Raw genomic sequence first — 25,126 nt, 5'->3', positions numbered from 1 at the left:
AGTAGTAACTCCATTAAGAATTGGAAATAGGCTTGCTGAGGCTGTTCGTTCATGGGTAGGAGGGTTAGACGCAATTTGATTATGAGAATAATTCAATACCAGCGTCCTAAATTTCGGAAAGCTATAGAATGTCATCACAGGTAATGCCTTCCCGACGACGAGACATCTACATTCAACAAAAAACTAGCTACTGAAGCTTTTAAGTTTCTCTCCCAATCGTTGATGAATGCGATCGCTCCAAAAAGCAATCAATCTTTGCCACAGACAAAATCCTTCAAGCGCCACTTGCTTTTCATACTCTGCCGATCGCAAACGAATACTTTGTTTTAATTTATGCGGATGAAAGGACTTGAACCTTCACACCTTGCGGTACTAGAACCTAAATCTAGCGCGTCTGCCAATTCCGCCACATCCGCGTCACGATCTATAAGCTTATCATAACAAATCTTCTATGGCAATACATTAGGGATTGGGGACTAGGGACTAGGGGTTTTTAGTATCTAAATATCTAAATAATATTTTTCTACTAGCCTCTAGCCTCTAGCCCCTAGCCCCTAAATTACCGCCACACGAGGCAAGCGATGCTTAAACCCGCACAGAATTTCCCAAGAAATAGTATTTAATTGATTTGCCCAATCGTCAGCAGAAATTTGTTGCTTTCCTTCTTGCCCCAGTAAAGTTACTATTTCACCTTCTTGTAAATCTGGTATGGCACTAACATCTATCATTAGCTGATCCATTGTAATAGCACCGAGCTGGGCTACCTTTTGACCGCGCACTATGACTTGCATTTTATTAGAAAGATTGCGCGGCACGCCATCAGCATAACCAATTCCAACTACAGCAATGCGGAGTTCGTGGGGGGCAACAAATTGATGTCCGTAGCTCACACCAGTTCCGGCGGCAATAGTTTTGACTTGCGTCACTCTTGCCCTAACTTGTAAAACTGGTTGAAGGTCAATGCACGATCGCAAATGTTCTGCTGGATAAAGTCCATATACAGCCAAGCCCACCCGCACCATATCGTAGTGTAATGCTTTGTCACTGAGGGCAGCTGCTGAGTTTGCCAAGTGCAGGCAAGGAGGCTTGATGCCTAATGCTTTAATTTGGGCGATCGCTTCTCGAAATCTTTGATGCTGTAGCTTCATCACAGCCGGATCGAGGCTATCTGCTGTCGCTAGGTGAGAATAAATACTGGCTATATTCAGATGCGGTAGCCGCTGTACTAGCTGCACAAACTCCGCTGCTTGTTGCCAATTCGTTCCCAAGCGTGACATTCCCGTATCTAATTTAATGTGTACAGGTACGGGAGAACTGTAGTTAATCGCTTCTAGAATGTCAGAAAAAATTAAGGCTTGCTTGGGGCTGCATATTGTCGGCTGAAGCTTCCAATGGGCGATCGCATGAATTTGTTCTGGGGTATGAGTCGCGCCCAAAATCAAAATTGGAGCTTTAATACCAGCTTCTCGTAATTGAATTCCTTCTGGAACCGTAGCCACACCGAGCCAACTTGCTCCTGACTGTAATACTGTTTGAGCAACTGTAACAGATCCATGACCGTAGGCATCGGCTTTCACTACTGCCATGAGTTGAGTGCGTGGTGACAGGAACCGTCGTAGTTGCTGTACATTATGCGATAACGCTGCCAAATCTATTTCCACCCAAGCACGTTGCGAAAACCAAGCATATGTGTCGCACTGTTGAGCAGCCACACCCGAACTTTGCTCATGACTTAACATTTTGATTTACTCCTTCACACCACCGATCGGCTTCCAGGCTACTTATTTATTCGCGCCATTATAAGCGGCTCTGGATAGATTAATCAGGAAGTTTACCCTTCTTATTGGGGTTAGCACAAGGGCATGAGGTGACAATTATTAAATATCAAAAAATTACTTGTAAATCGCAATTTTATAACTCTATTTCCCACTTGAAGCTGAAGTATAATTTATTTTCATAGCCTAAGCAGGTTACATTTGTGTTAATATATGTAAAATAAAAGGCCTGAGCGATTATCAATGGGGAAGGTTTTAGTCTTAAACGCCTCTTACGAACCGCTCAATATTACGAGCTGGCGTCGCGCTGCAGTTTTGTTAATTAAAGGCAAAGCAGAGCGCGTAGAACATAACGGTAAATTTCTTTACGCTGAATTTCCGCTTCCAACTGTAATTCGGTTACGCCATTATGTGCGGGTGCCTTATAAAGAGATTCCTCTGACGCGTCGAAATATATTGCACCGGGACGGGCACACTTGCCAATACTGCGGTTACACGGGAGATGAATTGACTTTAGACCATGTGATACCGCGATCGCGTGGAGGAGGAGATAGTTGGGAGAACATCGTGACAGCCTGTGTGCGCTGCAATGTTAAAAAGGGTAGCCGCACACCCCACGAAGCACATATGCTTTTACGTCATTCTCCTCGCCGACCTTACAGCAGTCTCTACTTTGAGGTCAGCAAACATCTAAAAAGTGGTATGCACGAAGAGTGGCAGAAATATGTTATAGGACTTTGACATTCTAAAAATTCATAATTACGCAAAAAATTCTTAAGCCTTGCTGTTGATCCACTGCAAGATGTAGGATTTACAATAATTTGCAGCTGTTTGCAAAGTTTTTCTTTAGGACAGCTAAAGATTAAGCTTGCAAAAATTACTTGCAATTTTTAAACAACCTCACCATTATACCACACAGTAATGGTTTGGGAAGTGTGTATTCGTTAAAATTTCTCAATTTTAGAAACGGCAAAAAAGAGTGTTTCCTTGGAAATATTTAAGAACATATTCCTTGACAAAAAATACACCTACATATACATTTCCACGCTTCTATATTTTTGCGAAGATCGAGGTGTGTGGCTAAATCAGTAAATCGCTGATTGTAGTTTTTTTGAATCCACCTAGCCCCACACGGATAATATATTCATCCTATGCAGTTTAATTCTTCCCTTACTCAGCTTGAGAGATTACCGTTGACAACAGATCTGACTCCAGAACCGACTCCAGATGATGGGGGAATAGACAGAGAAGCCCTTGAAGCTCCTGTTGCCAAACAGTCTGTTGGAACATTAACAGCAGGTGAAGGAACTAATGGTCAGCGCGCCAATTCTGTATCATTACAAAAGTCAGAAGAACTGCGCCAAACCATGCTTGCACATCGGCAAGAGCGCCAGATTTTGATTCTGCAAGATTTTCCCGATCCGGATGCTCTTTCCTCAGCTTGGGCTTACCAGTTAATTGCTCAACAGTACGATATCAAATGCGAGATTATTTACGCTGGTACGCTCAGTCACCAAGAAAATATTGCCTTAGTGAAGCTGACTGGTTTACCTGCTCAACGTTGCCCACTACAAAACCTCAAAAGCAAGGATTTGTCATCATATCAAGGTTTTGTATTAATTGATAACCAAGGAACTACTTCTCAACTGGTACCAGTCCTAGAGCAGGCAGGAATTCCATTGGTGGCAGTTATCGACCATCACAGTTTACAGGGAAACTTGAAATCAGAGTTTGTTGATATCCGTCCGGATGTACGGGCAACAGCAACAATTTTTACTCAGTATTTGCAAACAGGATTGCTGCCTTTAGATAGCACCATCAATCAACACGTGAAGTGCGCTACTGCTTTGATGCATGGTTTGCGCTCTGATACAAATCTTCTGATGCAAGCAAAAGAAGAAGATTTTCTAGCAGCAGCCTATCTGAGTCGGTTTTACGACGTTCAACTACTTAACGCCATACTCCAGGCAAACCGTTCCAAGCGGGTAATGGATGTAATTGAGCGATCGCTAAAGAACCGGATCGTACAAAATAACTTTTCCATTGCCGGTGTTGGCTATTTGCGCTACGATGATCGCGATGCCATCCCTCAAGCAGCAGATTTTCTGGTCACAGAAGAAAACGTCCACACCGCAGTAGTTTACGGTATTGTTCACGACGAAGACGATGAATTAGAAGTAGTCATCGGTTCTTTAAGAACTACCAAACTTACCCTCGATCCTGATGAGTTTATTAAAGAAGCCTTTGGACAAGACAGTAGCGGGCGCTTTTTTGGTGGCGGACGTACAAGTGCTGGCGGCTTTGAAATTCCAATGGGTTTCCTATCAGGCGGTAACGAGAATTCCGCTTATGCAAAAATGAAATGGGAAGTCTTCGATGCTCAAATTAAGCAAAAACTTTTGAGATTGGTCAACCCTAGAGACAACCCGATTCAATCAGAATAGAGTCATTGGTCATTGGTCATTAGTTAGTATTTCCTCACAAATGACAAATGATAAATGACAAAGGACAAAATTGTGGAACTGTATTTAATCCGTCACGGCATCGCTGAAGAGGCAACAAACGATATCACAGACGAACAAAGGCGACTAACTAAAGAGGGGCGGCAAAAAACCGAAAAAGTTGCCCAAAGATTGAAAAAACTAGGTTTTAGCTTTGATTTAATTGCTACCAGTCCTTTAGTACGAGCACGCCAAACAGCAGATATCCTCATAGAAGCCGGGCTGAGTTCTCAGATAGAGGAATGTACTCATCTTGCTCCTGGTGGTTCTATCCATAGTTGGTTAGAAGACTGGTTTAAACCAAGAAATTTTACCCCTAATAGCCAACTAGCATTGGTAGGACACGAGCCTTGTTTGAGTAGTTGGGCAGAAATTCTCCTTTGGGGAGAAGCGAAGGAACGTTTTGTGCTGAAAAAAGCAGGTATGATCGGGTTAAGGGTACCAGAAACAGGCTCTGTTTTGGGTTGTAGTCAGATGTTTTGGTTGACACCACCCAAGTACTTGCTTTAACAGTTTTTCCACAGTTCAGTTAAGAACTTGTGTGATAACGGATACTGTTATGGCGACAATAATTTCTGGTAAGTTAGCCTGAACAAATCTTTAAAAATCAGATGGTGTTGCCATGATGGTGTGCGAATATAAGCCTGGTTTGGAAGGCATTCCTGCCGCCCAATCCGGTATCAGCTATGTTGACGGACAAAAAGGATTATTAGAGTATCGTGGCATCCGGATTGAAGAACTAGCAGAAAAAAGCACATTTCTGGAAACTGCTTATCTTTTAATTTGGGGTGAGTTGCCCACAGTAGAAGAGTTAGCAGCATTTGAAGATGAAATTCTTCATCACAGGCGGATCAAATATCGGATTCGCGACATGATGAAATCTTTTCCAGAAAGCGGTCATCCAATGGATGCTCTACAAGCCTCGGCTGCGGCTTTAGGCTTGTTTTATGCGCGCCGCGATTTAGATAATCCCGTTTACATCCGGGATGCGGTAGTTCGCTTGTTAGCAACTATTCCTACGATGGTAGCGGCGTTTCAATTAATGCGAAAAGGTAACGATCCTGTACGCCCAAATGATGATTTAGACTATGCCGCGAACTTTCTGTATATGCTCCACGAGAAAGAACCCGATCCTTTGGCGGCGCGAATTTTTGATGTCTGCTTGATATTACACGCAGAACATACAATGAATGCCTCTACCTTCAGTGCCAGGGTAACAGCTTCTACCCTGACCGATCCATATGCTGTAGTGGCGAGTGCGGTTGGTACCTTAGGAGGGCCTTTGCATGGTGGAGCTAACGAAGAAGTAATCTTTATGCTGGAAGAAATTGGCTCCGTTGAGAATGTGCGTCCCTATCTAGAAGATTGCTTGCAACGTAAAGCCAAAATTATGGGCTTTGGACATCGTGTCTACAAAGTCAAAGATCCGCGAGCGACGATTTTGCAAAACCTAGCAGAAAAACTGTTTGCAAAATTCGGACATGACAAATACTATGACATCGCTATTGAGATGGAGCGGGTTGTAGAGGAAAAACTCGGTCAAAAAGGAATTTATCCCAATGTTGACTTTTATTCTGGTTTAGTGTATAGGAAGTTGGGCATTCCCACAGACTTATTTACACCAATATTTGCGATCGCCCGTGTCGCAGGTTGGCTGGCACACTGGAAAGAACAGCTAGAAGAAAACCGGATTTTCCGTCCTACCCAGGTTTACAACGGTCGGCACGGTATTGCTTACACTCCCATCGACCAACGTTAGGGTTATGGGCTAGAGGCGCTTAGGCTAGGGACTAGGAAGAAGAGGGAAGATATAAGGGTTATTTACTCTCGCTTCCACCCTGGGGGAAGCCGAATAAGGCGCGTCTACGCTCCCTCACTCCCACTCCTAGTGCTCCTGGTGATTCTTTCCTAGCCCCTAGTCCCCAATCCCTCTGTTAGCAAATCCCAATTAATACCATAAGTAGAAATTCTCATCAAACTCATAGGGGCATATCCCATCCAACGATATACTAAGCATGGGGAATTGCAAAAAATCTTAAATTTTGCCTGGTATGACCAGAAATAATTGACGGGTAAATTTACAGTTATTAACAAGTTGTAGATAGTTGTAAACAACCATGAAAAGCAAAAGATGAAGGATGAAGTTAAAGGATTTAGACGCCCGCTAGGCGGCTTCCCGTTCGCCGTTAGCGTTCCCGCAGGGTAGGGTAGGATAAAGGCTAAAGGATGAAATATTTTATGAATTCAAACTTCAGACTTCATACTTCTTAACTTCAAACTTCAGTCTTGAGTTGACTTCAAGAGCAACAAACATGAATTCAGGAATTGATCTGCAAGGAACTTTTATTGAGTCCCTCATGGATTTGGGACTGCCAGGTGACGTAGCCAAAGCAATTTGGATGCCACTGCCGATGATCCTAATGATTATTGGTGCGACAGTGGGAGTGCTAACCTGCGTATGGCTAGAACGGAAGATTTCGGCAGCAGCACAGCAGCGGATTGGTCCTGAATACATTGGCCCTTTAGGTTTGCTGGCTCCTGTGGCAGATGGTCTGAAACTGGTTTTTAAAGAAGATATCGTGCCAGCCAAATCTGACCCCTTATTGTTCACCCTTGGCCCCATCATTGTTGTATTACCAGTGTTTCTGTCTTATTTGATCGTGCCGTTCGGACAGAATTTGGTAATTACTAATGTTGGCATGGGCGTATTTTTGTGGATTGCATTGTCTAGCGTTCAGCCAATTGGCTTGTTAATGGCAGGCTACGCATCCAATAACAAATACTCCCTGTTGGGTGGCTTGCGAGCAGCAGCACAATCTATTAGCTATGAAATTCCTTTGGCGCTGGCGGTACTAGCGATCGCTATGATGTCCAATAGTCTTAGCACCGTTGATATTGTCAATCAGCAATCAGGCTACGGCATCTTGGGGTGGAACATTTGGCGACAACCAGTAGGTTTCATCATTTTTTGGATAGCCGCCCTTGCCGAATGCGAACGACTACCCTTTGACCTACCAGAAGCAGAAGAGGAACTGGTAGCAGGTTATCAGACCGAATATTCCGGCATGAAATTCGCTCTGTTCTACCTAAGTTCCTACGTCAACTTAGTACTTTCAGCATTGCTGGTATCAGTTTTATACTTAGGCGGTTGGGATTTTCCAATTCCCATCGACGTTTTAGCTAACTGGTTTGGAGTTAGTGAAGCCAATCCAGTTCTGCAAATTGTCACCGCCTCACTGGGCATAACCATGACCGTACTGAAAGCTTACCTGCTAGTATTTTTGGCAATTTTGTTGCGCTGGACGGTTCCCCGCGTTCGCATCGACCAATTGCTAGATTTGGGATGGAAGTTCTTGTTACCAGTTGGCTTGGTAAATTTACTATTAACCGCAGCCTTGAAATTGGCTTTTCCCGTCGCCTTTGGTGGTTAATAGTTAATAGCTAATTGCTAATAGTGTTTTTGCTGTTTTAGCAATTAGCTATCAGCAATTTCTAATTAAAGAGAGAGACACGACGATGCTAAAGTTCTTCAAACAAGTTGGTGATTACGCCAAGGAAGCTGTGCAAGCAAGTCGTTATATCGGTCAGGGACTGTCTGTAACTTTTGACCATATGCGGCGGCGTCCAGTAACTGTACAATACCCTTACGAAAAACTGATTCCTGGCGAAAGATTTCGCGGTAGGATTCACTTTGAGTATGATAAGTGCATTGCCTGCGAAGTCTGTGTCAGAGTTTGTCCGATCAACCTGCCTGTAGTAGATTGGGAATTTGATAAAACCAGTAAAAAGAAAAAGCTCAAACACTACAGTATCGACTTTGGCGTTTGTATCTTCTGTGGCAACTGTGTGGAATATTGCCCAACTAACTGTTTGTCAATGACAGAAGAATATGAGCTTTCCACCTACGATCGCCACGAATTGAACTACGATAACGTGGCATTGGGTCGTTTGCCCTACAAAGTTACAAACGATCCAATGGTGACACCTTTGCGCGAATTGGTGTACCTGCCTAAAGGTATTATGGATCCCCACGATTTACCAGCCGATGCACCTCGTCCAAGTGCCCGTCCAGAGGATCTGGTGGAGAAAAGCTAATAGTTAATAGCTAATAGAAGACTGGCAGTGACACAATTAGCTATTAGCAATCTAGCAATTACAGATAGCAAAGGAAAAAAACAGTGAATTTAGCCGAAGGAGTACAGGTTGTTTCGTTTGGTGTGTTGGCTGTAATGATGATTGGATCGGCACTAGGTGTGGTGCTGTTCTCTAATGTCGTTCATTCTGCCTTTTTGCTGGCTGGTGTTTTTGCCAGCATTTCTGGGATGTATCTCCTGTTGAATGCTGATTTTGTAGCAGCCGCACAACTGTTAATTTATGTTGGTGCGGTGAACGTGCTGATATTGTTTGCCATTATGTTGGTAAATAAGCGGCAGGATTTTTCTCCCTTCCCCACTGCTTGGGTGCGTAAAGCATTAACAGCTGTGGTAAGTTTGGGATTGTTTGCGCTGTTGAGTACGATGGTTTTGGCAACGCCTTGGTCACGTTCTACTGCTATCCCTGTAGGAGATCCCATCGTAGTGATTGGGCAGCATTTCTTCAGTGACTTTTTGCTGCCTTTTGAAGTTGCTTCTGTTTTGTTATTAATGGCAATGGTGGGCGCAATTATTCTGGCACGTCGCGAATATCTACCAGAACAAGCGGCTCCTTCCGATCTGCCGCAAACTGTTTTGACATTGCCGGAACGCCCCAGAGAACTAATATCGGCAGGAAGCGACAACGAATAATAGCTAATGGTTAATAGTTAATGGCAATGAACAATTAACCATTAACAATTAGCAACAAGCTACTTTCAGGGAAATTTTCAATAGGGATACAGTTATCATGCAGCTTGAGTACTTTTTATTACTAGCAGCCGCTTTGTTCTGCATTGGCATCTATGGCTTGATTACCAGCCGCAACGCTGTGCGAGTACTAATGTCGATTGAGTTGCTGCTTAATGCTGTGAATTTGAACTTAATGGCTTTTTCCAACTTCCTAGATTCAACAGCGATCAAAGGTCAAGTTTTCACTGTATTTGTGATCACCGTAGCGGCAGCTGAAGCGGCGGTGGGTTTGGCGATCGTGCTGGCAATCTATCGTAACCGCGATACTGTCGATATGGAGCAGTTTAATCTCCTCAAATGGTAACACTGTGGACCTTAAGCAGGTAATTATTGCTTACAAAGCAAGAGACGCTCAAAGCAAACGCTGGGCAGAAACTTGTGCAAAACAACTAGAAAATCGCCAATGCCAGGTTTTAATGGGGCCAAGCGGGCCAAAAGATAACCCTTATCCAGTGTTTTTGGCTTCGGCAGGGCAACCGATTGATCTGGCTTTGGTGCTCGGTGGTGATGGTACTGTTTTAACTGGTGCAAGACATTTAGCCCCAGCTGGCATCCCCATTCTAGGAGTAAATGTGGGAGGACACCTGGGGTTTTTAACTGAATCAGTGGATGAGTTTCAAGATACTGAAAAAGTTTGGGATAGACTTTTGGAGGATCGCTACGCTATCCAAAGGCGGATGATGGTGCAAGCTGCGGTGTATGAAGGGCATGGTAGTAATTTAGAACCCGTCAGCGAACGCTATCTTGCTTTGAATGAAATGTGTGTTAAACCCGCTTCTGCCGATCGCATGATTACCTCGATTCTGGAAATGGAAATTGATGGTGAGGTAGTCGATCAATATGTGGGAGACGGGTTAATAGTTGCTACTCCCACTGGTTCTACTGGCTACACGGTTTCTGCTAATGGCCCAATTATACATGATGGTATGGAAGCCATCACCATTACTCCCATTTGTCCGATGAGTCTTTCTAATCGCCCCGTCGTTCTACCCCCTGGTTCAGTAGTGAGTATTTGGCCTTTAGGGGATTACGATTTGAGTACAAAACTGTGGATGGACGGGGTATTAGCTACTTCAATTTGGCCTGGACATCGCGTTGACGTGCGCATGGCAGAATGTCGGGCTAAGTTTATTATTTTGCGGGAAAATAATTCGTATTATCAGACACTGCGAGAGAAGTTGCTGTGGGCAGGTACAAGGGTTCGCTACAGCAGTACTAGTCATGCGAATTGATGGGAAAACTATTCTGGCTTTTTACGCCATTTCCCATCCTCGCCTTTTTCGTAATCTCGTTTTACGGCACTCCAAGCAACGCGGAAAGCGCTTTCTTCAGAATTGTATTCTTTTTCAGCGTTATTAAAAGCGGCTATAAATATTTCTTGGGCGTGCTTGGGTAGGTGTTCTTTGACAGAATCCGGTAACTCATCAATATTTTGATAAGGCATTGTTAGAAAAATAGTAAAAAAACTTCAACATTATTTAAAAGCTACTAATCCAAAACAATCGCTTCTACTACGTTATTTACAACTATTCACCTAATAAAGATTCCAACTCAGCTTTTAAAGCTATAACATCTGCAACTCTTGCTACTAGTAAATTTTCTTTACCAGCATCATTTAAACGTAATTTCCAATAACGTATACTCTCTGAATTATTCATCCAAAAATCTATAACTGTACCTACAACTTCGTCTTGATCCCAACCCCATTTTTGCGGTACTGGTTCTACAGATTCTATCAATGCATCCAAAGTACACATATGTGTTGCTATGTATTCCACTCCTTTGTTTTGAGGTTTTTGTAATGTTTGTTGTTGATGATTAAAGAAGTTCAAAACTGGAGATACTCCGACAATATCAAAAGTATATTTCATTTCCACCTTCCCAATTATTAATCTCTAATGTGTAAATTTGAATTTATTCAATGATGATATAACTCAGTGTTGAAATTACATCCATAAAAAGTACTATGGAAGCCTATACCATCAGTAATAAATTGTAGAAAAGGTTTAGCACTTGATTAGCATGAGTGCTAAAGTTTATCTGACCAAAAATTAGCAGTAAAGAGCATTGAGTGCTAATGTTTATAAAGGTATTTATCTTAAAAATATGAAAAGTTTTTAGTTTTTGAAAAGGGGTAGAGATTATTTTTAATATTTTGTTAAAATCCTCATTTTCAGCTTTTCAAGGTGAAATAGCGGCTTTATCTGCTGCCTGTTTGTGGGCGATCGCGTCTGTGGTTTATGGGCGCTTGGGGGAGCGCATCCCACCGTTGCAACTGAATTTGATTAAAGGTATAGTTGCAATCGCTCTGCTTGTGCTCACAATCTTGCTCAGTGGGGAATTATTTCCCAAAATTGCTCCCGTGCCTCTTTCTCTATTGCTATGTAGCGGTATTGTAGGCATTGGCTTGGGAGATACAGCTTTCTTTGCCACTATCAATACAATAGGGGCGCGTCGTGCCTTATTGATGGGAACTCTTGCGCCACCCATAGCAGCGATCGCGAGCGAAATTTTCCTTCAAGAACAGCTCAATCTCAGTGCTTGGTACGGTATTTTACTTACGATTGCAGGAGTTGCTTGGGTAGTGACAGAACGTACTCCCGATCTGGGCGATCGCATGACAACACATCTAGGGCGCGGAATTGGCTTAGGTGTGTTAACAGCAATAACAAATGCCACAGGAACTGTTTTCTCTCGTGCAGCATTCGCTGATACCAACATTAGTCCTTTATGGGCTGCTTTATTGCGATTGAGTGCAGGAGTATTGATTTTGCTGATTTGGACATCTTTTTTGGGGCGTCAGAATAGGATATTGCTCTGCCCTGAGTGGAAATCATCACAAGTCATATTTGGAATTTTCTTTGCAGCTTTTTGCGGAACCTATTTAGGAATTTGGTTACAGCAAACAGCCTTGAAATTCACAACTGCGGGAGTTGCATCAACTCTGCTGCAAACTAGCCCAGTATTTATTATCCCAATCGCTATGTGGTTGGGTGAGAAAATAACCTGGAGAGCGATCGCAGGTGTTGGCATGGCAATCGCTGGAACAGGATTGCTATTTTATTTTAAGTAAAAGGGATTGGGGACTGGGGATTGGGAATTGGATTTTAACCCTCGTTACCAGGTTCAATCTGGTAACGAGAACTATGTCTTCATCTGTTGTTTTAACCCAGAAAATCATAAGTGGGCAATCCGGTAATCTCAGTTGGGAGAGCAAACAAATCACCAGAGTAAAAACTTTTTTCTATTTCCTTTTCGCTGAGTCCAACTGAAGCAGTGGTGATGTAAAGTGTCTGCAAGTCTTCACCACCAAAAGTACAACAACTCGGACGCTGCACAGGTAGGGGTATCCGCCCTATCTCTTCACCTTGGGGGTTAAAGCGAATTACGCACCACCCATCCCACATCGCCACCCAGATATGCCCTTCACTATCAACCGTTAGCCCATCAGGATAAAAAGATTCACTCGTTAAATCCAAAAAAATCCGGCGATCGCTAAGATTACCCGTTTGAGCATCAAAATTGTAAGCATAGATTCTTTGCTGGTCAGAATCAGCCAAGTAAAATGTCTTTTGATCGGGACTCCAGCCTAATCCATTGGAAATTGTCAGCCCCGTTTCCATCAAATGCAATGAACCATCAGGATCGTAACGATAAAGGCTACCTTGAGTTTTACCAGGGCACATGGAACCAAACCAAAATCTGCCTTGAGGATCGCATTTACCATCATTTAAGCGATTATCAGGCATATCTGCTTCCACCTGGATAATAGGCGTTACCTCACCTGATTGAGTATCGAGAAATGCCAAACCATGTCGCAGTGCCATAATTAACCGATTTGCACCCGCTAGAGCGACTGAGCCAACCACATCTCCAACATCAAAAAATATATTTTGTTCAGTCACAGAATTAAATTGATTGACTCGATGGTTGTAGATATCAACCCAATAAAGCAACTTGTGGGTTGAATCCCAAACAGGGCATTCTCCCAAACGAGCACGCGCCGTCAAAATATTGTTGAGTTTATACTGAGGTGAATTGATCACAGACATAAGCTAAACCAAAAAACTGACAAAGCGATCACCTCATTTAGCTTAATTCCACACAAAGTCCAAGTTCAATACAAACCCCGGCAATACATCTTCTCCCCATAGGGTGGATGCTTGTTCCAAGACTTCTACTTCCTGCCCAATACGATAATTTTAGTGTAATTTTTCAAGGGATATTTTAATGATTAGAATTTGGACAAAAATATTTTTTATGGATAATTTAGGCGAACAAAAAAAGTATATTATTAGTAATTAAGCCATTTATCTCAAGAGATAAAATCTAACAGCACCAGCCTTATTCATAGTGATACCGACAAGCTAAAAAATCAATTTGGGTATTTCCAATTCGATAGACAGGTCGATGCTCTAAATCAATTCGGCGTGACCATGTATCTACATCCATATATTTTAATGGCTCTGGTTTGCCTATTCCTTCAAATGGATCTTGCATTACGGCCGTAACCAAATCTAAGATTTTCGAGGCTTTCTGAAAATCTTGCCTAAACCACCAAGCTAAATCTTCCTTAAATTTAGAACTAAAACCAGGACTGCGATTATTTACAACAGGCTTAATTTCATCTGCTTCAGATTTCTTTTTTTTCTTCTTGCTCAATCCCCAACTCCTGCTGCAATTCTTGAATAGTTTGGGGTTTTATTTTCCCCGTCTTAGATTCTTCCATTGCATCCATTAACCTACGAGCATTCGCAGGCGATCGCAATAAATAAACTGTCTCGATCAAACTCATCAAATCTGACTCAGAAATTAAGGCTACATTTTCACCATCACGACGATTAATAATATATATTTGATGGTTTTCTACCACCAAATCTAACAACTTAAAAAAATCATTTCTGGCATCTGTTGGGGATGTAATTTTGTAGGGAAACATCAGCTTATGTACAGGATTATATAACTAACATTATATAATGCCATTGAATATCAGCCTCACGAAGAGTGCTGATACTCATAAGCAGCTTGACGGTTAACAATTAACGATTAGCTATTAACCATTAGCTATTTCCTTGCAAAATCTCTTCATCCACAGAAAAATCAATTTCTGCCTTGTCTCGCCCTGATGCCAGATAATCATTCTGGAACGAGTCCTTTAACCCAGAAATCAGATCGTACTCAGGCTGCCAATTCAATTGTGTCATTGCTTTATTTACCGAAGCAAAGAAATGTTGCACTCGTAAAGGAAAAGCTTTGCGCTTGCCGAAATCAAATTTTTTTGGATCATAATGCACAATTTTAATTTGATCTGGAGATTTGCCAGCAGCAACACCACAAGCACGCGCTAAACCATCAAACGTGACAAAGCGATCACCAGAAACGTTATAAATCTGCTTAATCGCCTGAGAATTACCCAAAACATTTGCCATTGCCCCTGCCAAATCTTTGACGTGTCCTAGCTGGGTAATATGCAGTCCATTGCCCGGAATCGGAACGGGGCGATCGCGCACAATCCGATCAAAAAACCAAGCTTCTAAATCATTGTAGTTCTGGGGGCCGTAAATATAGGTCGGGCGAATAGAAGTAAAGGGAATTTCCACTTCCTTTAGGTAAGCTTCTGTTTCATGTTTACCCCGATGACGGCTTTGAGGATCAACTGGATCGCCTTCAATATGAGGTAACTGGTCTGATTTGAGGTATACTCCAGCAGAACTCATATATATAAAATGCTGTACGCGGTCTTGAAAAATTTCTACCAGTGGTTGAGTATCGCTGAGTTCTCGCCCGTTGTTATCAAAAATGGCATCAAAATTTTCTTTGGCAAGTTTTTCTTTCAGTTGGGTGGTGTCTGTGCGATCGCCTGTAATTTGCCTTACACCCTCAACTGGTGTCGGACGATTGCCACGATTGAACAAAACCACTTCATGTCCTTTTTGTACTAGCAGTTGAGTCAAATAAACACCAATGAATCGAGTGCCACCCATGATTAGAATTCGCATAAATCCCCAATACCTATCTCAATAATTCTGGGGCTAGAGGCTAGGGGCTAGGGGCTAGGGGCTAGGGGCTAGAGGCTAGGGGCTAGTAGAAAAAATATTATTTAGATACTAACAACCCCTAATCCCTAGTCCCTAATCCCTAATCCCTAATCCCTAGTCCCTAGTCCCTAGTCCCTAGTCCCTAATCCCTAGTCCCTAGTCCCTAGTCCCTAATCCCTAGTCCCTAGTCCCTAGTCCCTAGTCCCTAGTCCCTAATCTGAGATTATCAGGTTGCGACATTTGTGGAACTTATTTTGGAAGAGTTACGTCTTTTAACTGATATGGGGCATTTCCCATTTTTTGATTACAAAGGGAAACTTTTCAGTTAATCTCATTATTTATCTAATTTTTTTAAACCACTTATCAAAAGTTAGCTGTGCCCTTGAAATATGCTTTAGTGCATGAGTGGCTGACACCTAAAGCCACTGGCGGTTCAGAACAAGTAGTACGGGAAATCCTCAATCACGTAGATGCGGACTTATATGCCCTCATCGATTTTGAATCCAGCAATCCAGAAAGTTATTTGTACAAGCGTCAAATTGGTACGACGTTTCTCCAGCACTTTCCCTTCGCCCGCAATGGAGTACAAAAATACTTACCTCTTTTGCCCTTCGCCATTGAACAACTCGATCTGCGGGAGTATGACGTAATTCTCTCTTCCTCTCACGCCGTCGCCAAAGGCATTCTGACTACTCCCGATCAGTTACATATTTGTTACTGCCACAGTCCCATGCGTTATGCTTGGGACTTGACTTTTGATTATCTACGCCACAGCAAACTAGGCAGTGGCATACCTGGTTGGGCAACGCGGTATGTATTACACCATTTACGTTTGTGGGATGTAATTAGCGCCAATCGTGTTGATTACTTCATTGCTAATTCTCAGCACACAGCTCGTAGAATTTGGCGCTGTTACCGCCGAGAAGCAACTGTTATTTATCCACCTGTTAATATTGAGAGTTTTCCTTTGATTCCCGAAAAAGAGGATTTTTATCTGACTGTTTCCCGGTTAGTGAGTTACAAACAAGTATCTTTAATAATTCGGGCTTTTAACCAAATGCAAAAAAAACTAGTAGTAATTGGCACAGGAGCTGAAATGACAAAAATCCGTGAGATAGCAAACTCTAATATACAAATACTGGGATGGCAACCCGATGCGGTTGTCAAAAAATACATGGCTCATGCCAAAGGATTTGTATATGCAGCTTGTGAAGATTTTGGTATTGCTTTGGTGGAAGCCCAAGCTTGTGGCACGCCTGTGATTGCCTATGGTGTCGGTGGTGCCCAAGAAACGGTGCGGGATATTCGCGAGTGGGGAGAAACAGGAACTGGTGTTTTGTTTGGGAAACAGACAGAAGCAGCTTTGGTAGAAGCCACAGAAACCTTTGAAGCTTATCAAAGTAAATTCAATCCAGAGTATGCGCGATCGCACGCCAGCAAGTTTTCTCGCCAAATTTTTGCCCAACGTTATTTAGAATTTTTGCACAAATGTATTGAACAAAAAGCCTTGAATAGCATACAAAGTTAATTTTTACTGCAGGGTTTTAGAAAAAAGCTCCCAGAAACACCTGCTTTTGGCTTTAAGATTGGGACTATGTGTGGTGTGGATTATTAAGGATTATGATGACTGCCCAGAGCTCACTCCTCTTTGGCAAGCGATCGCGTAGCACATCTGGCACGGGGCGCTCTTTTTCAAACAGTGCTACCTCGTCAGAAGTACTGGCGCAACCCAACGAAACCAGGTTGACGTCAATTGGGCGATCGCGTACTTTATTAAAACGCGGTCAACCTAGAAAGACGCGTAGAGTTAAACTCAAAGGTATATCTGCTCAGGCTTTAAACGGAGAGTTTGGCAAACGACTGTTCGATATACTTTTTTCGCTCTCTGTACTGATTTTGTTTTCCCCCGTCTACTTAATTTTGGCTTCTTTGATTGCTTTAAGTTCAAAAGGCCCTATTTTTTACGTCCAAGAACGGGTTGGTAAAAATTACAAGTCATTTAACTGTATAAAGTTCCGCACGATGGTGAGCAATGCCGACGAAATCCTCATGCAAATGATGGATACATCGCCTGAGTTGCGCAAAGAGTTTGAAAGCAGTTTTAAACTCAAACACGATCCTCGGATTACAAAGATCGGAAAATTTTTGCGAATTACTAGCTTGGACGAATTCCCTCAGTTTTGGAATGTCTTAAAAGGAGACATGAGTGTTGTTGGGCCTAGACCTCTAGTATCGGAAGAACTACCGAAATACGGTTGTCATATCGATGAGATTTTAACAATCCGACCTGGTATTACTGGATTATGGCAAGTTTCTGGTCGCAATGATATTCCCTATCCTCGACGAGTTCAAATAGACCTGCATTATGTCAAGTTCAGGAATTTTTGGCTCGATTTATGGATTATTTTGAAAACGGTTCGTGTAGTCGTTCTGCCCAAAGATAACGGAGCTTACTGAAAGATTAGCACTACAATGATTTTCTGGGGCAGTCAATAACCCCAGAAGTCAACTCTTCACACATTCATTAATTTCTCCATGGAAAATTTTAGACAATTAAAATTTCAAAATTTTTGATTTCACACGCTGATTCATCATTTCATCGACTTTTTTCATCCCTGTTGTATCATTCACTACAATTAGCCATTTAAACTTTATTTATTCTTTACAAAATCTTATATATAATTTCTTGGTCAAGATTAAAACTACTATTTGCTATGTAGCACCAATTTTTGCTGATTTGCTAGATAATAACCTTAAAATTATCTTAAAATCAGCGTATTTACTGAGGTAAAGTGGCTAAAAAACAAGCGAAATTCGTAGGTTTCCCATTGGTCAACTAAGTAATTGCTTGCTAGTTTGTACAAAGTCACTTGTATAAATTTCATCACAGGGATAAGGTAAATTGAGCATGACGCAACCAAAGCGAGCTTTGATTACTGGTATTACCGGTCAAGATGGCTCCTATTTGAGTGAGTTTTTACTTGAACAAGGTTACGAAGTTCATGGCATTATTCGCCGGACTTCGACATTCAATACAGATCGTATCGATCACATTTACGAAGATCCTCATAAAGAGGGAGTGCGACTGTTTCTTCATTATGGCGACCTAACTGACGGTACTACACTACGTCGCATCCTTGAAGAAGTACAACCAACCGAAATTTACAACCTGGGTGCTCAATCCCACGTGAGAGTAAGTTTTGACTCACCCGAATACACCGCAGATGCAGTTGGAATGGGAACGCTGCGTTTGTTGGAAGCGATCCGTGATTATCAGCATCGCACTGGGATTCAGGTGCGGTTTTACCAAGCTGGTTCTTCAGAAATGTTTGGTTTGGTACAAGAGGTACCCCAAAAAGAAACAACGCCATTTTATCCCCGCAGTCCTTATGCTTGTGCTAAAGTTTATGCTCACTGGCAAACGATAAATTACCGAGAATCTTACGGCTTGTTTGCGTGCAATGGCATACTTTTTAACCATGAATCTCCCCGTCGGGGTGAAACGTTTGTGACGCGTAAGATCACAATGGCAGTCGCTCGGATTTTTGGTGCTAGACAGAAAAAGCTTTATATGGGCAATTTAGATGCCAAACGAGATTGGGGCTACGCCAAAGATTACGTCAGGGCAATGTGGATGATGCTACAGCAAGACGAACCTGAGGACTACGTGATTGCTACTGGTGAAACTCACTCAGTCCGAGAGTTTCTAGAACTAGCATTTAGTTATGTAAATCTCAATTGGCAAGATTATGTGGAGTTTGATCCACGCTATCTCCGTCCAGCAGAAGTAGAGTTGTTAATTGGTGATTCTACAAAAGCTCGGCAAAAGTTGGGTTGGAAGCCTTCAGTAACATTTGAAGAACTAGTCGCCCTGATGGTGGAAGCAGACTTGCAAGCCTTGGGTTTAACTTCTCCCAATGGCAATGTAGTCAAAGCAATTAAAGATAATGCTATGATTCGGCAAGAGTTGGGCGTGCTTCACTTGTAAAAAAAACACGAGCAAGAATTAAATAATGAAGGCCTTAGAACTGAATAATAAAAAGATTCTAGTCACTGGAGGCTCTGGTTTTCTTGGACGTCAGGTGATAGATTGTCTTGTGAAAGCAGGAGCAAATCGGGAGAAAATTACAGTACCGCGATCGCGTGATTGTGATTTGCGTCTGATGGAAAACTGCAAACGCGCAGTCGATCAGCAAGATATTGTCATTCACCTTGCAGCCCACGTTGGTGGTATCGGTCTTAACCGCGAAAAGCCCGCCGAATTGTTCTACGATAACTTGATGATGGGAACTCAGCTGATTCATGCTGCTTATCAAGCGGTCGTAGAAAAATTTGTTTGTATAGGCACTATTTGTGCTTATCCAAAATTTACTCCGGTGCCATTTAACGAAGACAACTTGTGGAATGGCTATCCAGAGGAAACTAACGCCCCTTACGGAGTGGCAAAAAAAGCTTTGTTAGTGCAGTTGCAAGCTTACCGCCAACAGTACGGCTTTAATGGTATTTATCTTTTGCCTGTGAATTTATACGGGCCAGAGGATAACTTTGATCCTAGAAGTTCTCATGTGATTCCAGCCTTAATTCGCAAAGTTCACGACGCACAAGTGAAGGGAGAGAAGACAATTTCTGTTTGGGGTGATGGAAGCCCTACGCGTGAGTTTCTCTATTCTGAGGATGCGGCACGGGGAATTGTGATGGGTACTCAATTTTACAACGACCCTGAGCCAGTCAATTTGGGAACAGGTTATGAAATCTCAATCCGCGATTTGATTAATCTGATTTGTGAATTGATGGAATTTGATGGTGAAATTGTTTGGGAAACTGACAAGCCTAACGGGCAGCCACGCCGTTGCTTGGATACACAAAGGGCGGCGAAAGCCTTTGGTTTTACTGCTCAAGTGGACTTTAAACAAGGGTTGAAGAATACGATTGACTGGTGGCGGCAAAATGCTGCTTAAGTTTAGTATGTCAAATTGAATTAGGCATAATATAACCACGAAGACACCAAGACTGACATAAATGTTTCCTTGGTGTTTTTTTGCCTTCATAGATGATTTTCTATGAATAATTAAATGGAAAAAAAACAACTACGCCGATCGCTTTTAAACAAACGTCAATTAATGTTAGTTGAAGAATGGAAACAAAAGAGCGATCGCATCTGCACCCACCTTCTCACATCAACCTTATTTACTCAAGCAAAAACAATCCTGGCTTATTTCAGCTTTCGCCAAGAACCCGATTTGAGTCTGTTATTTGACGATAGTAAAATCTGGGGGTTTCCTCGCTGCGTCGGCGATTCTCTGTACTGGCACATTTGGACACCCCAAGACTCTTTACAAATAGGGGTTTATGGCATTAGCGAACCCCATCCTCATGCCCCAACTATAGAGCCTGCTGAAGTAGATTTAATTTTTGTGCCTTGTGTTGCTTGTGACTATCAAGGTTATCGCTTGGGCTACGGTGGGGGATATTATGATCGCTTGCTTGCTGCACCTGAGTGGGCAAATAAAACTACTATTGGCATTGTTTTTGATTTTGCCTATTTACCCCAATTACCGATTGAACCTTGGGATAAACCTTTAAGTGCTGTTTGTACAGAAACTGGATTAATACAAATTCAAAATTAAGCTTCACAACCACTCTTTCCCTTGGCGACTGGAAGTCGCGGCTAAACAAACCAAGTCCGCCTACGCGGACTAAAGAATAAAGAGGGTAAACCGGATTTGGTATTAGACTGTTTCACAAACTCTTTGGCTAATCGGCACTTGAATTATAAACTCCGTTCCTTTGCCAGGGGTAGAGAAACATTCCAATTTGCCACCATGTTTTTCAGTAATAATTTGATAGCTAATCGCCATACCCATACCTGTTCCCTTACCTACGGGTTTGGTAGTAAAGAAAGGATCGAAAATACGGTTTTTAACCTGCTCTGGCATTCCCGATCCATTGTCGGCGATCGCAATTTTCACAGACTGCGAGTCAATTAATGAGGTACGGATGGTAATTTGACTGGGGTTTTCCTCAATTTCCCGATTGGTACGCTTGGCATTTACCTCATCGAGGACATCGATTGCATTCACCAGAATATTCATTAAGACTTGATTAAGTTGTCCGGGATAACATTCGACTGGGGGCAAGTTGCCATAATCTCGAATCACTTCAATTGCCGGATGTTCTGGTCTTTCTTTGAGGCGGTGTGCCAAAATTAACAGCGTGCTTTCAATCCCCTCATGAATGTCAACTGTTTTAAATTCTGATTCATCCATACGCGAAAAGTTACGCAGCGATAAGACAATTGTCCGAATTCGATCAGTACCGATTTTCATCGAAGACAGCATTTTCTGTAAATCATCAACCAAAAACTCCAAATCGATTTCGTCGGCTAGGGCTTGAATCTCTGGATCGCTGCTAGGGTGGCGTTGCTGGTAGAGCTGAATCATCCGCAGCAAATCTTGAGTGTATTCGTTCAGGTGAGTAATATTGCCGTGAATAAAGTTGACCGGGTTGTTGATTTCATGAGCTACACCTGCTACTAATTGACCCAAGCTTGACATTTTTTCGTTCTGAACGACTTGTGCTTGAGTACGTTGTAACTCACTTAAGGCGGTTTTGAGTTCGCTAGTACGTTCTTCTACCCGATCTTCTAGCTCTGCTTTACTGTTCTCTAAAGCGGTAAAGGATTCGCTCAATTGCCCTGCCATATGATTAAAGGATTGGGCAAGTGTGTTGAGTTCTTGAACGCTACTGTTGTCTAGTGTTTGCTCTAAATTACCAGATGCCATTGCCTGACTTGCTAGATTCATGCGCAAAATCGGGCGTGTAATCCAGCGGGAGGTGAAATAGCCCATCAGGGTTGCCACAATTAATGCTCCTAGACAGAGCAAAATGGTAGTGCGGGTATTAGCGTTGATTTGTGCCATAAAAGCGTTTTCCGGCACGCTAACCACTACTAGCCAATCCAGTCCATATTGGTCACGCCAGGGAGTAACATAAACAAAATGTGTTTCTCCTTGCCAGTTTAGTAGCAGTTTTTTGGGTTGAGTAATGGATTGGAATCCTTTGAAGGATTGCTGGAGTTGTTTGGCAATGCCCTGAACTGCCGGATCGAGACTATCTGTAGCTTTCAACCGCTGAATATCATCTTTGACTAAAGTAAAGGGTTGTTGGGTGCTAGAGTCTGCTATTAGCATCCCATTTCGCTCCAGAATAAAAACCTGTCCATTGCGGCTGACATCCAAATGCCGTAAAAACTCACCGAGCTTCAACAGATGGATATCTGCGCCAACCATCCCCAGCAATCGATTTTGGGCGTCATAGATGGGGCGACCAGCGGAAGCAACAATATATGGATGATTGGGATAATTCCAGGTGTAAATTCGCGACCAGATAGCTTTACCTGCTTTCACAGGTTCTGTATACCAGGACATACTAAAATTGTCCCAATCATAAATAGTGGTGACATTGGTGCGATCGCCTTTTTCATCAGTGGCGTAGGTATAAAGATTTTTTGGAGGTTTTGCACTCCAATCATCAATCGTGACGGTTTTACCATCATATCGTCCTGCCCCTGCCCCTTCACCTGTTGTCAGTCCGATGCCGATGTAAGTCAAGTCATACGCCTGCATCTGTTTCCAGAAATACTTGCCGATGGTTTGGCGATCGCGCACATCCAATAATCCCATCTGTATCGCATCAGCATTAATTTGGTTCACCCTATGGGGGATAGACAAATAGGAATTTAGGTGTTGATCTACTAGACTGCTAGTTCGATTCATTAACTGATCTGCCAAGTTGTTCACGGCTTTCTGCCCATTTTTAAAGGACAGGTAGCCCACCAGACCAACTGCTCCAAAAATTTGTAAAATAAATGGAACAATGAGAACAAGCTGTAATGGGAATGCTTTAACTTTGCTGGAGTGAGGCCTCTTCATCAGTCTGTGTTTCTCAAACGTTTTTTCTGAGTAAGTGGTTCACCTGTCAGTGAATAGGCAAATCTTTATACTCGTAAACCTAGTATTCCCACAGAAGTTATACAATCAACACAACTTATACAATCAACATATTGTCAATATGGTTCTGTTGAGTAGCAATTTTTGTAGGGTGGGCACTGCCTAACTTACCTCAAACCCTTATTTTTACATTGTGGATAGTGCCCACCTTACTGTCATTGAGAAGGGTACAAGTTATCAGTTGAAAGAATGCAGAGAAGAGAAAGAGTATATTAGCTATTTAATAAAAATTAAGTCTAGCAGACGGCTGCTAGACTTAAGGCAGTTCATGGCATCGCAATTAAGATGGTAAATCGCGATATTTAAAAATCGATTGATGGGAGTAATTACAACTAAGGTGGACATCATACACAGGGAACTAGCTTGCTTACGTACATCCCAGTCTTGCCAAGAAACTTGCAGTTAAGGAATCTGCATGATTACACAAGCAGTCTTTCAACAAAAATCAGAACAGTGCAAATCTGATGTTAAGCTTGATAATCTTTCTTGTTGAATGTTATGGGGAAGCAAAGTATCGCTGTGTTGGACTCAGGCAGGAGGCACGAGCCATAGTCCGCAAATTTGGAATATTAACGTGTGCCTGTCGTTAATTTTACTTGCTCTAAATTATTAGATTACCAGCTTGATACTAAAAGTTGCTCAAATTCTTAAGAAAATATTACAAAAAATAGAAGTATGCTCAAGATATGGTCAAAACCTAATGTCTAAGCTGTTCTAGAACTCAAGCAGACAGAAGTTGGTGTTGCTGAATCCGGGGATGAATTTTATCTCACGCAGAGGAGCCAGTGCGTTGCGCGGGTTCCCCGCGTTGTAGCAACTGGCGTCACGCAAAGACGCAGAGAGTAAGAGTTTTAATTTACTACGTTTCTTAATTTCATACTTCTATTCAGCAACGCCCAGAAGTTTAGCAATCCAAAATTGGTATAAGCTACAGATTAATTTTGTTGAGGTTTAGTATGAATTCTTTTGGTGGCAATTCACAGTTAAAAATTTTGGGAGTGTATGGGTTACTGGGGGCGATCGCTGCTGCAACACTCTTCCCTTTACTTTGGCTTGTGAGTACGGCGTTGAAATCTCCAACCGAAAATATTTTTCAGTCGCCGCCGCAGTTATTGCCCGCTCAACCGACTTTTGAGAACTTTGTTACGGTGTGGCAAACCAATCCTTTTGGACAGTACCTTTTCAACAGTACCCTAGTTGCGTTGCTAACCGTAGGCTTAAATTTATTGTTTTGTGCCTTAGCTGCTTATCCCTTGGCAAGACTATCTTTTGTGGGAAGAGACTGGATTTTTATTGGGATTGTCTCTACAATTATGATTCCTTTTCAGATTGTGATGATTCCTCTCTATATTTTGACAGTTCAGTTAGGTTTGAGAAATACTTATTTGGGCGTGATTTTTCCTGGTTTAGCTTCTGCCTTTGGCATTTTTCTATTGCGGCAGGCTTTTATAAGCGTTCCCAAAGAGATGGAAGAAGCAGCACGCATGGATGGCTGTTCGGAGTTAGGCTTGTGGTGGTATGTCATGTTGCCAGCAATTCGCCCAGCATTGGTTACCCTGGCTATTTTCGTTTTTATTGGTTCATGGAGTGACTTTCTTTGGCCTTTAATTGTCATTCAAGATGAAAATTTATATACCCTTCCTTTGGGAGTAGCAAAGCTAGCAGGGACATTTTCTCTAGACTGGCGCTTGGTAGCTGCTGGTTCTTTGATTTCTATCGCTCCAGTACTGTTATTGTTTTTATTTTTACAACGTTATATTGTACCTACGGAAACTGGTAGCGGTGTGAAAGGTTAAATACTTGATAATATACGAAAATAAGTAACATTACTGTTGGATTTTTAGCAGTATCTTTATAAGGGCAAAAAACTCAACAGTTTTTATTGATAAAAAATTATGAAAACTCTTAATTATAAATACT

25 protein-coding genes, 1 tRNA gene and 1 pseudogene are annotated in these 25,126 nt (G+C 42.2%); 16 read left to right on the top strand and 11 right to left on the bottom strand.

Annotated elements, in window-relative coordinates:
- Positions 1-183: 183 nt before the first annotated feature.
- From UYC_RS40040 to alr, 3 genes are all read right to left on the bottom strand, one after another.
- Positions 184-312 carry a hypothetical protein gene (locus UYC_RS40040; RefSeq protein WP_268744030.1) on the bottom strand — a complete coding sequence of 43 codons (129 nt, stop codon included), beginning with the start codon at positions 310-312 and terminating at the stop codon, positions 184-186.
- Between the two features lie 22 nt (positions 313-334).
- Positions 335-416 (bottom strand) — tRNA-Leu (locus tag UYC_RS0128250).
- Positions 417-554: 138 nt separating this feature from the next.
- On the bottom strand, positions 555-1,739 hold the full coding sequence (gene alr / locus UYC_RS0128245) for an alanine racemase (protein WP_016878215.1): 1,185 nt from the start codon (positions 1,737-1,739) through the stop codon (positions 555-557).
- Positions 1,740-2,018: 279 nt separating this feature from the next.
- Here alr and UYC_RS0128240 point away from each other — a divergent pair, with 279 nt between their 5' ends.
- The 9 genes from UYC_RS0128240 (at position 2,019) to UYC_RS0128200 (ending at position 10,391) form a co-directional block, all read left to right on the top strand.
- Positions 2,019-2,516, top strand: a complete 498-nt coding sequence (locus UYC_RS0128240) for an HNH endonuclease (RefSeq protein WP_016878216.1) — start codon at positions 2,019-2,021, stop codon at positions 2,514-2,516.
- Between the two features lie 410 nt (positions 2,517-2,926).
- The gene (locus tag UYC_RS0128235) at positions 2,927-4,219 is read left to right on the top strand and encodes a DHH family phosphoesterase (protein WP_016878217.1); all 1,293 of its coding nucleotides are present in this window, start codon (positions 2,927-2,929) and stop codon (positions 4,217-4,219) included.
- Positions 4,220-4,291: 72 nt separating this feature from the next.
- Positions 4,292-4,786, top strand: a complete 495-nt coding sequence (sixA, locus tag UYC_RS0128230) for a phosphohistidine phosphatase SixA (protein WP_026087709.1) — start codon at positions 4,292-4,294, stop codon at positions 4,784-4,786.
- Between the two features lie 112 nt (positions 4,787-4,898).
- Positions 4,899-6,035 carry a citrate synthase gene (locus tag UYC_RS0128225; protein WP_016879751.1) on the top strand — a complete coding sequence of 379 codons (1,137 nt, stop codon included), beginning with the start codon at positions 4,899-4,901 and terminating at the stop codon, positions 6,033-6,035.
- Between the two features lie 553 nt (positions 6,036-6,588).
- Complete coding sequence (gene nuoH / locus UYC_RS0128220) at positions 6,589-7,707, top strand: NADH-quinone oxidoreductase subunit NuoH (RefSeq protein ID WP_016878220.1); 1,119 nt, start codon at positions 6,589-6,591, stop codon at positions 7,705-7,707.
- 85 nt (positions 7,708-7,792) lie between these two features.
- On the top strand, positions 7,793-8,371 hold the full coding sequence (ndhI, locus tag UYC_RS0128215; RefSeq protein WP_016878221.1) for an NAD(P)H-quinone oxidoreductase subunit I: 579 nt from the start codon (positions 7,793-7,795) through the stop codon (positions 8,369-8,371).
- 83 nt (positions 8,372-8,454) lie between these two features.
- Positions 8,455-9,060, top strand: a complete 606-nt coding sequence (locus UYC_RS0128210; protein ID WP_016878222.1) for an NADH-quinone oxidoreductase subunit J — start codon at positions 8,455-8,457, stop codon at positions 9,058-9,060.
- Positions 9,061-9,157: 97 nt separating this feature from the next.
- A complete protein-coding gene (gene nuoK, locus UYC_RS0128205; protein ID WP_016878223.1) occupies positions 9,158-9,463 on the top strand; it encodes an NADH-quinone oxidoreductase subunit NuoK in 306 nt (101 codons plus the stop codon).
- 4 nt (positions 9,464-9,467) lie between these two features.
- On the top strand, positions 9,468-10,391 hold the full coding sequence (locus tag UYC_RS0128200) for an NAD(+) kinase (RefSeq protein WP_016878224.1): 924 nt from the start codon (positions 9,468-9,470) through the stop codon (positions 10,389-10,391).
- Positions 10,392-10,399: 8 nt separating this feature from the next.
- Here UYC_RS0128200 and UYC_RS0128195 read toward each other — a convergent pair whose 3' ends face one another.
- Together UYC_RS0128195 and UYC_RS0128190 are read right to left on the bottom strand one after the other, a co-directional pair.
- Positions 10,400-10,603 (bottom strand): ChaB family protein, encoded by a 204-nt coding sequence (locus tag UYC_RS0128195; RefSeq protein WP_016878225.1) that lies wholly within the window; start codon positions 10,601-10,603, stop codon positions 10,400-10,402.
- A gap of 82 nt (positions 10,604-10,685) precedes the next feature.
- Positions 10,686-11,030: a YlmC/YmxH family sporulation protein gene (locus UYC_RS0128190; RefSeq protein ID WP_016878226.1), complete on the bottom strand. Its 345-nt coding sequence runs from the start codon at positions 11,028-11,030 to the stop codon at positions 10,686-10,688.
- Between the two features lie 284 nt (positions 11,031-11,314).
- Between UYC_RS0128190 and UYC_RS0128185 the strand changes: the two genes are divergently transcribed.
- On the top strand, positions 11,315-12,232 hold the full coding sequence (locus UYC_RS0128185) for a DMT family transporter (RefSeq protein WP_016878227.1): 918 nt from the start codon (positions 11,315-11,317) through the stop codon (positions 12,230-12,232).
- A gap of 91 nt (positions 12,233-12,323) precedes the next feature.
- On the opposite strand, the gene UYC_RS0128180 is transcribed toward UYC_RS0128185, so the two are convergent.
- The 5 genes and pseudogenes from UYC_RS0128180 to UYC_RS0128165 all read right to left on the bottom strand — a co-directional run bounded on the left by UYC_RS0128180 (position 12,324) and on the right by UYC_RS0128165 (position 15,158).
- Positions 12,324-13,211, bottom strand: a complete 888-nt coding sequence (locus tag UYC_RS0128180; RefSeq protein ID WP_016878228.1) for an SMP-30/gluconolactonase/LRE family protein — start codon at positions 13,209-13,211, stop codon at positions 12,324-12,326.
- A gap of 42 nt (positions 13,212-13,253) precedes the next feature.
- A pseudogene (locus UYC_RS39640) lies at positions 13,254-13,358 on the bottom strand (Uma2 family endonuclease); the annotation flags it as partial.
- A 145-nt stretch (positions 13,359-13,503) separates the two neighbouring features.
- Positions 13,504-13,821 (bottom strand): Txe/YoeB family addiction module toxin, encoded by a 318-nt coding sequence (locus UYC_RS0128175; protein ID WP_016878229.1) that lies wholly within the window; start codon positions 13,819-13,821, stop codon positions 13,504-13,506.
- Complete coding sequence (locus UYC_RS0128170; RefSeq protein ID WP_016878230.1) at positions 13,793-14,098, bottom strand: type II toxin-antitoxin system Phd/YefM family antitoxin; 306 nt, start codon at positions 14,096-14,098, stop codon at positions 13,793-13,795. The genes UYC_RS0128175 and UYC_RS0128170 overlap by 29 nt, the downstream gene beginning before the upstream one ends.
- 121 nt (positions 14,099-14,219) lie before the next feature.
- Positions 14,220-15,158: an NAD-dependent epimerase/dehydratase family protein gene (locus tag UYC_RS0128165; protein WP_016879750.1), complete on the bottom strand. Its 939-nt coding sequence runs from the start codon at positions 15,156-15,158 to the stop codon at positions 14,220-14,222.
- Between the two features lie 415 nt (positions 15,159-15,573).
- Here UYC_RS0128165 and UYC_RS0128160 point away from each other — a divergent pair, with 415 nt between their 5' ends.
- From UYC_RS0128160 to UYC_RS0128140, 5 genes are all read left to right on the top strand, one after another.
- On the top strand, positions 15,574-16,725 hold the full coding sequence (locus UYC_RS0128160; protein WP_016878232.1) for a glycosyltransferase: 1,152 nt from the start codon (positions 15,574-15,576) through the stop codon (positions 16,723-16,725).
- Positions 16,726-16,820: 95 nt separating this feature from the next.
- Positions 16,821-17,654: an undecaprenyl-phosphate galactose phosphotransferase family protein gene (locus UYC_RS0128155; protein ID WP_016878233.1), complete on the top strand. Its 834-nt coding sequence runs from the start codon at positions 16,821-16,823 to the stop codon at positions 17,652-17,654.
- Between the two features lie 451 nt (positions 17,655-18,105).
- Entirely contained in the window at positions 18,106-19,185 is a 1,080-nt protein-coding gene (gmd, locus tag UYC_RS0128150; RefSeq protein ID WP_016878234.1) for a GDP-mannose 4,6-dehydratase, read from the top strand.
- 25 nt (positions 19,186-19,210) lie between these two features.
- Positions 19,211-20,155, top strand: coding sequence for a GDP-L-fucose synthase family protein (locus UYC_RS0128145; protein WP_016878235.1), 945 nt, complete (start codon positions 19,211-19,213; stop codon positions 20,153-20,155).
- A gap of 114 nt (positions 20,156-20,269) precedes the next feature.
- Positions 20,270-20,824, top strand: a complete 555-nt coding sequence (locus UYC_RS0128140; RefSeq protein WP_016878236.1) for a 5-formyltetrahydrofolate cyclo-ligase — start codon at positions 20,270-20,272, stop codon at positions 20,822-20,824.
- 102 nt (positions 20,825-20,926) lie between these two features.
- On the opposite strand, the gene UYC_RS0128135 is transcribed toward UYC_RS0128140, so the two are convergent.
- A complete protein-coding gene (locus tag UYC_RS0128135; RefSeq protein WP_016878237.1) occupies positions 20,927-23,128 on the bottom strand; it encodes an ATP-binding protein in 2,202 nt (733 codons plus the stop codon).
- A gap of 1,034 nt (positions 23,129-24,162) precedes the next feature.
- Here UYC_RS0128135 and UYC_RS0128130 point away from each other — a divergent pair.
- A complete protein-coding gene (locus UYC_RS0128130; protein ID WP_016878238.1) occupies positions 24,163-25,002 on the top strand; it encodes a carbohydrate ABC transporter permease in 840 nt (279 codons plus the stop codon).
- Positions 25,003-25,126 lie beyond the last annotated feature (124 nt).

This window comes from Chlorogloeopsis fritschii PCC 6912 (genome assembly GCF_000317285.1).
Lineage (GTDB): Bacteria > Cyanobacteriota > Cyanobacteriia > Cyanobacteriales > Nostocaceae > Chlorogloeopsis > Chlorogloeopsis fritschii.
The sequence above is the reverse complement of the archived record's forward strand: the minus strand, read 5'-3'. Positions and strand labels throughout refer to the sequence as shown.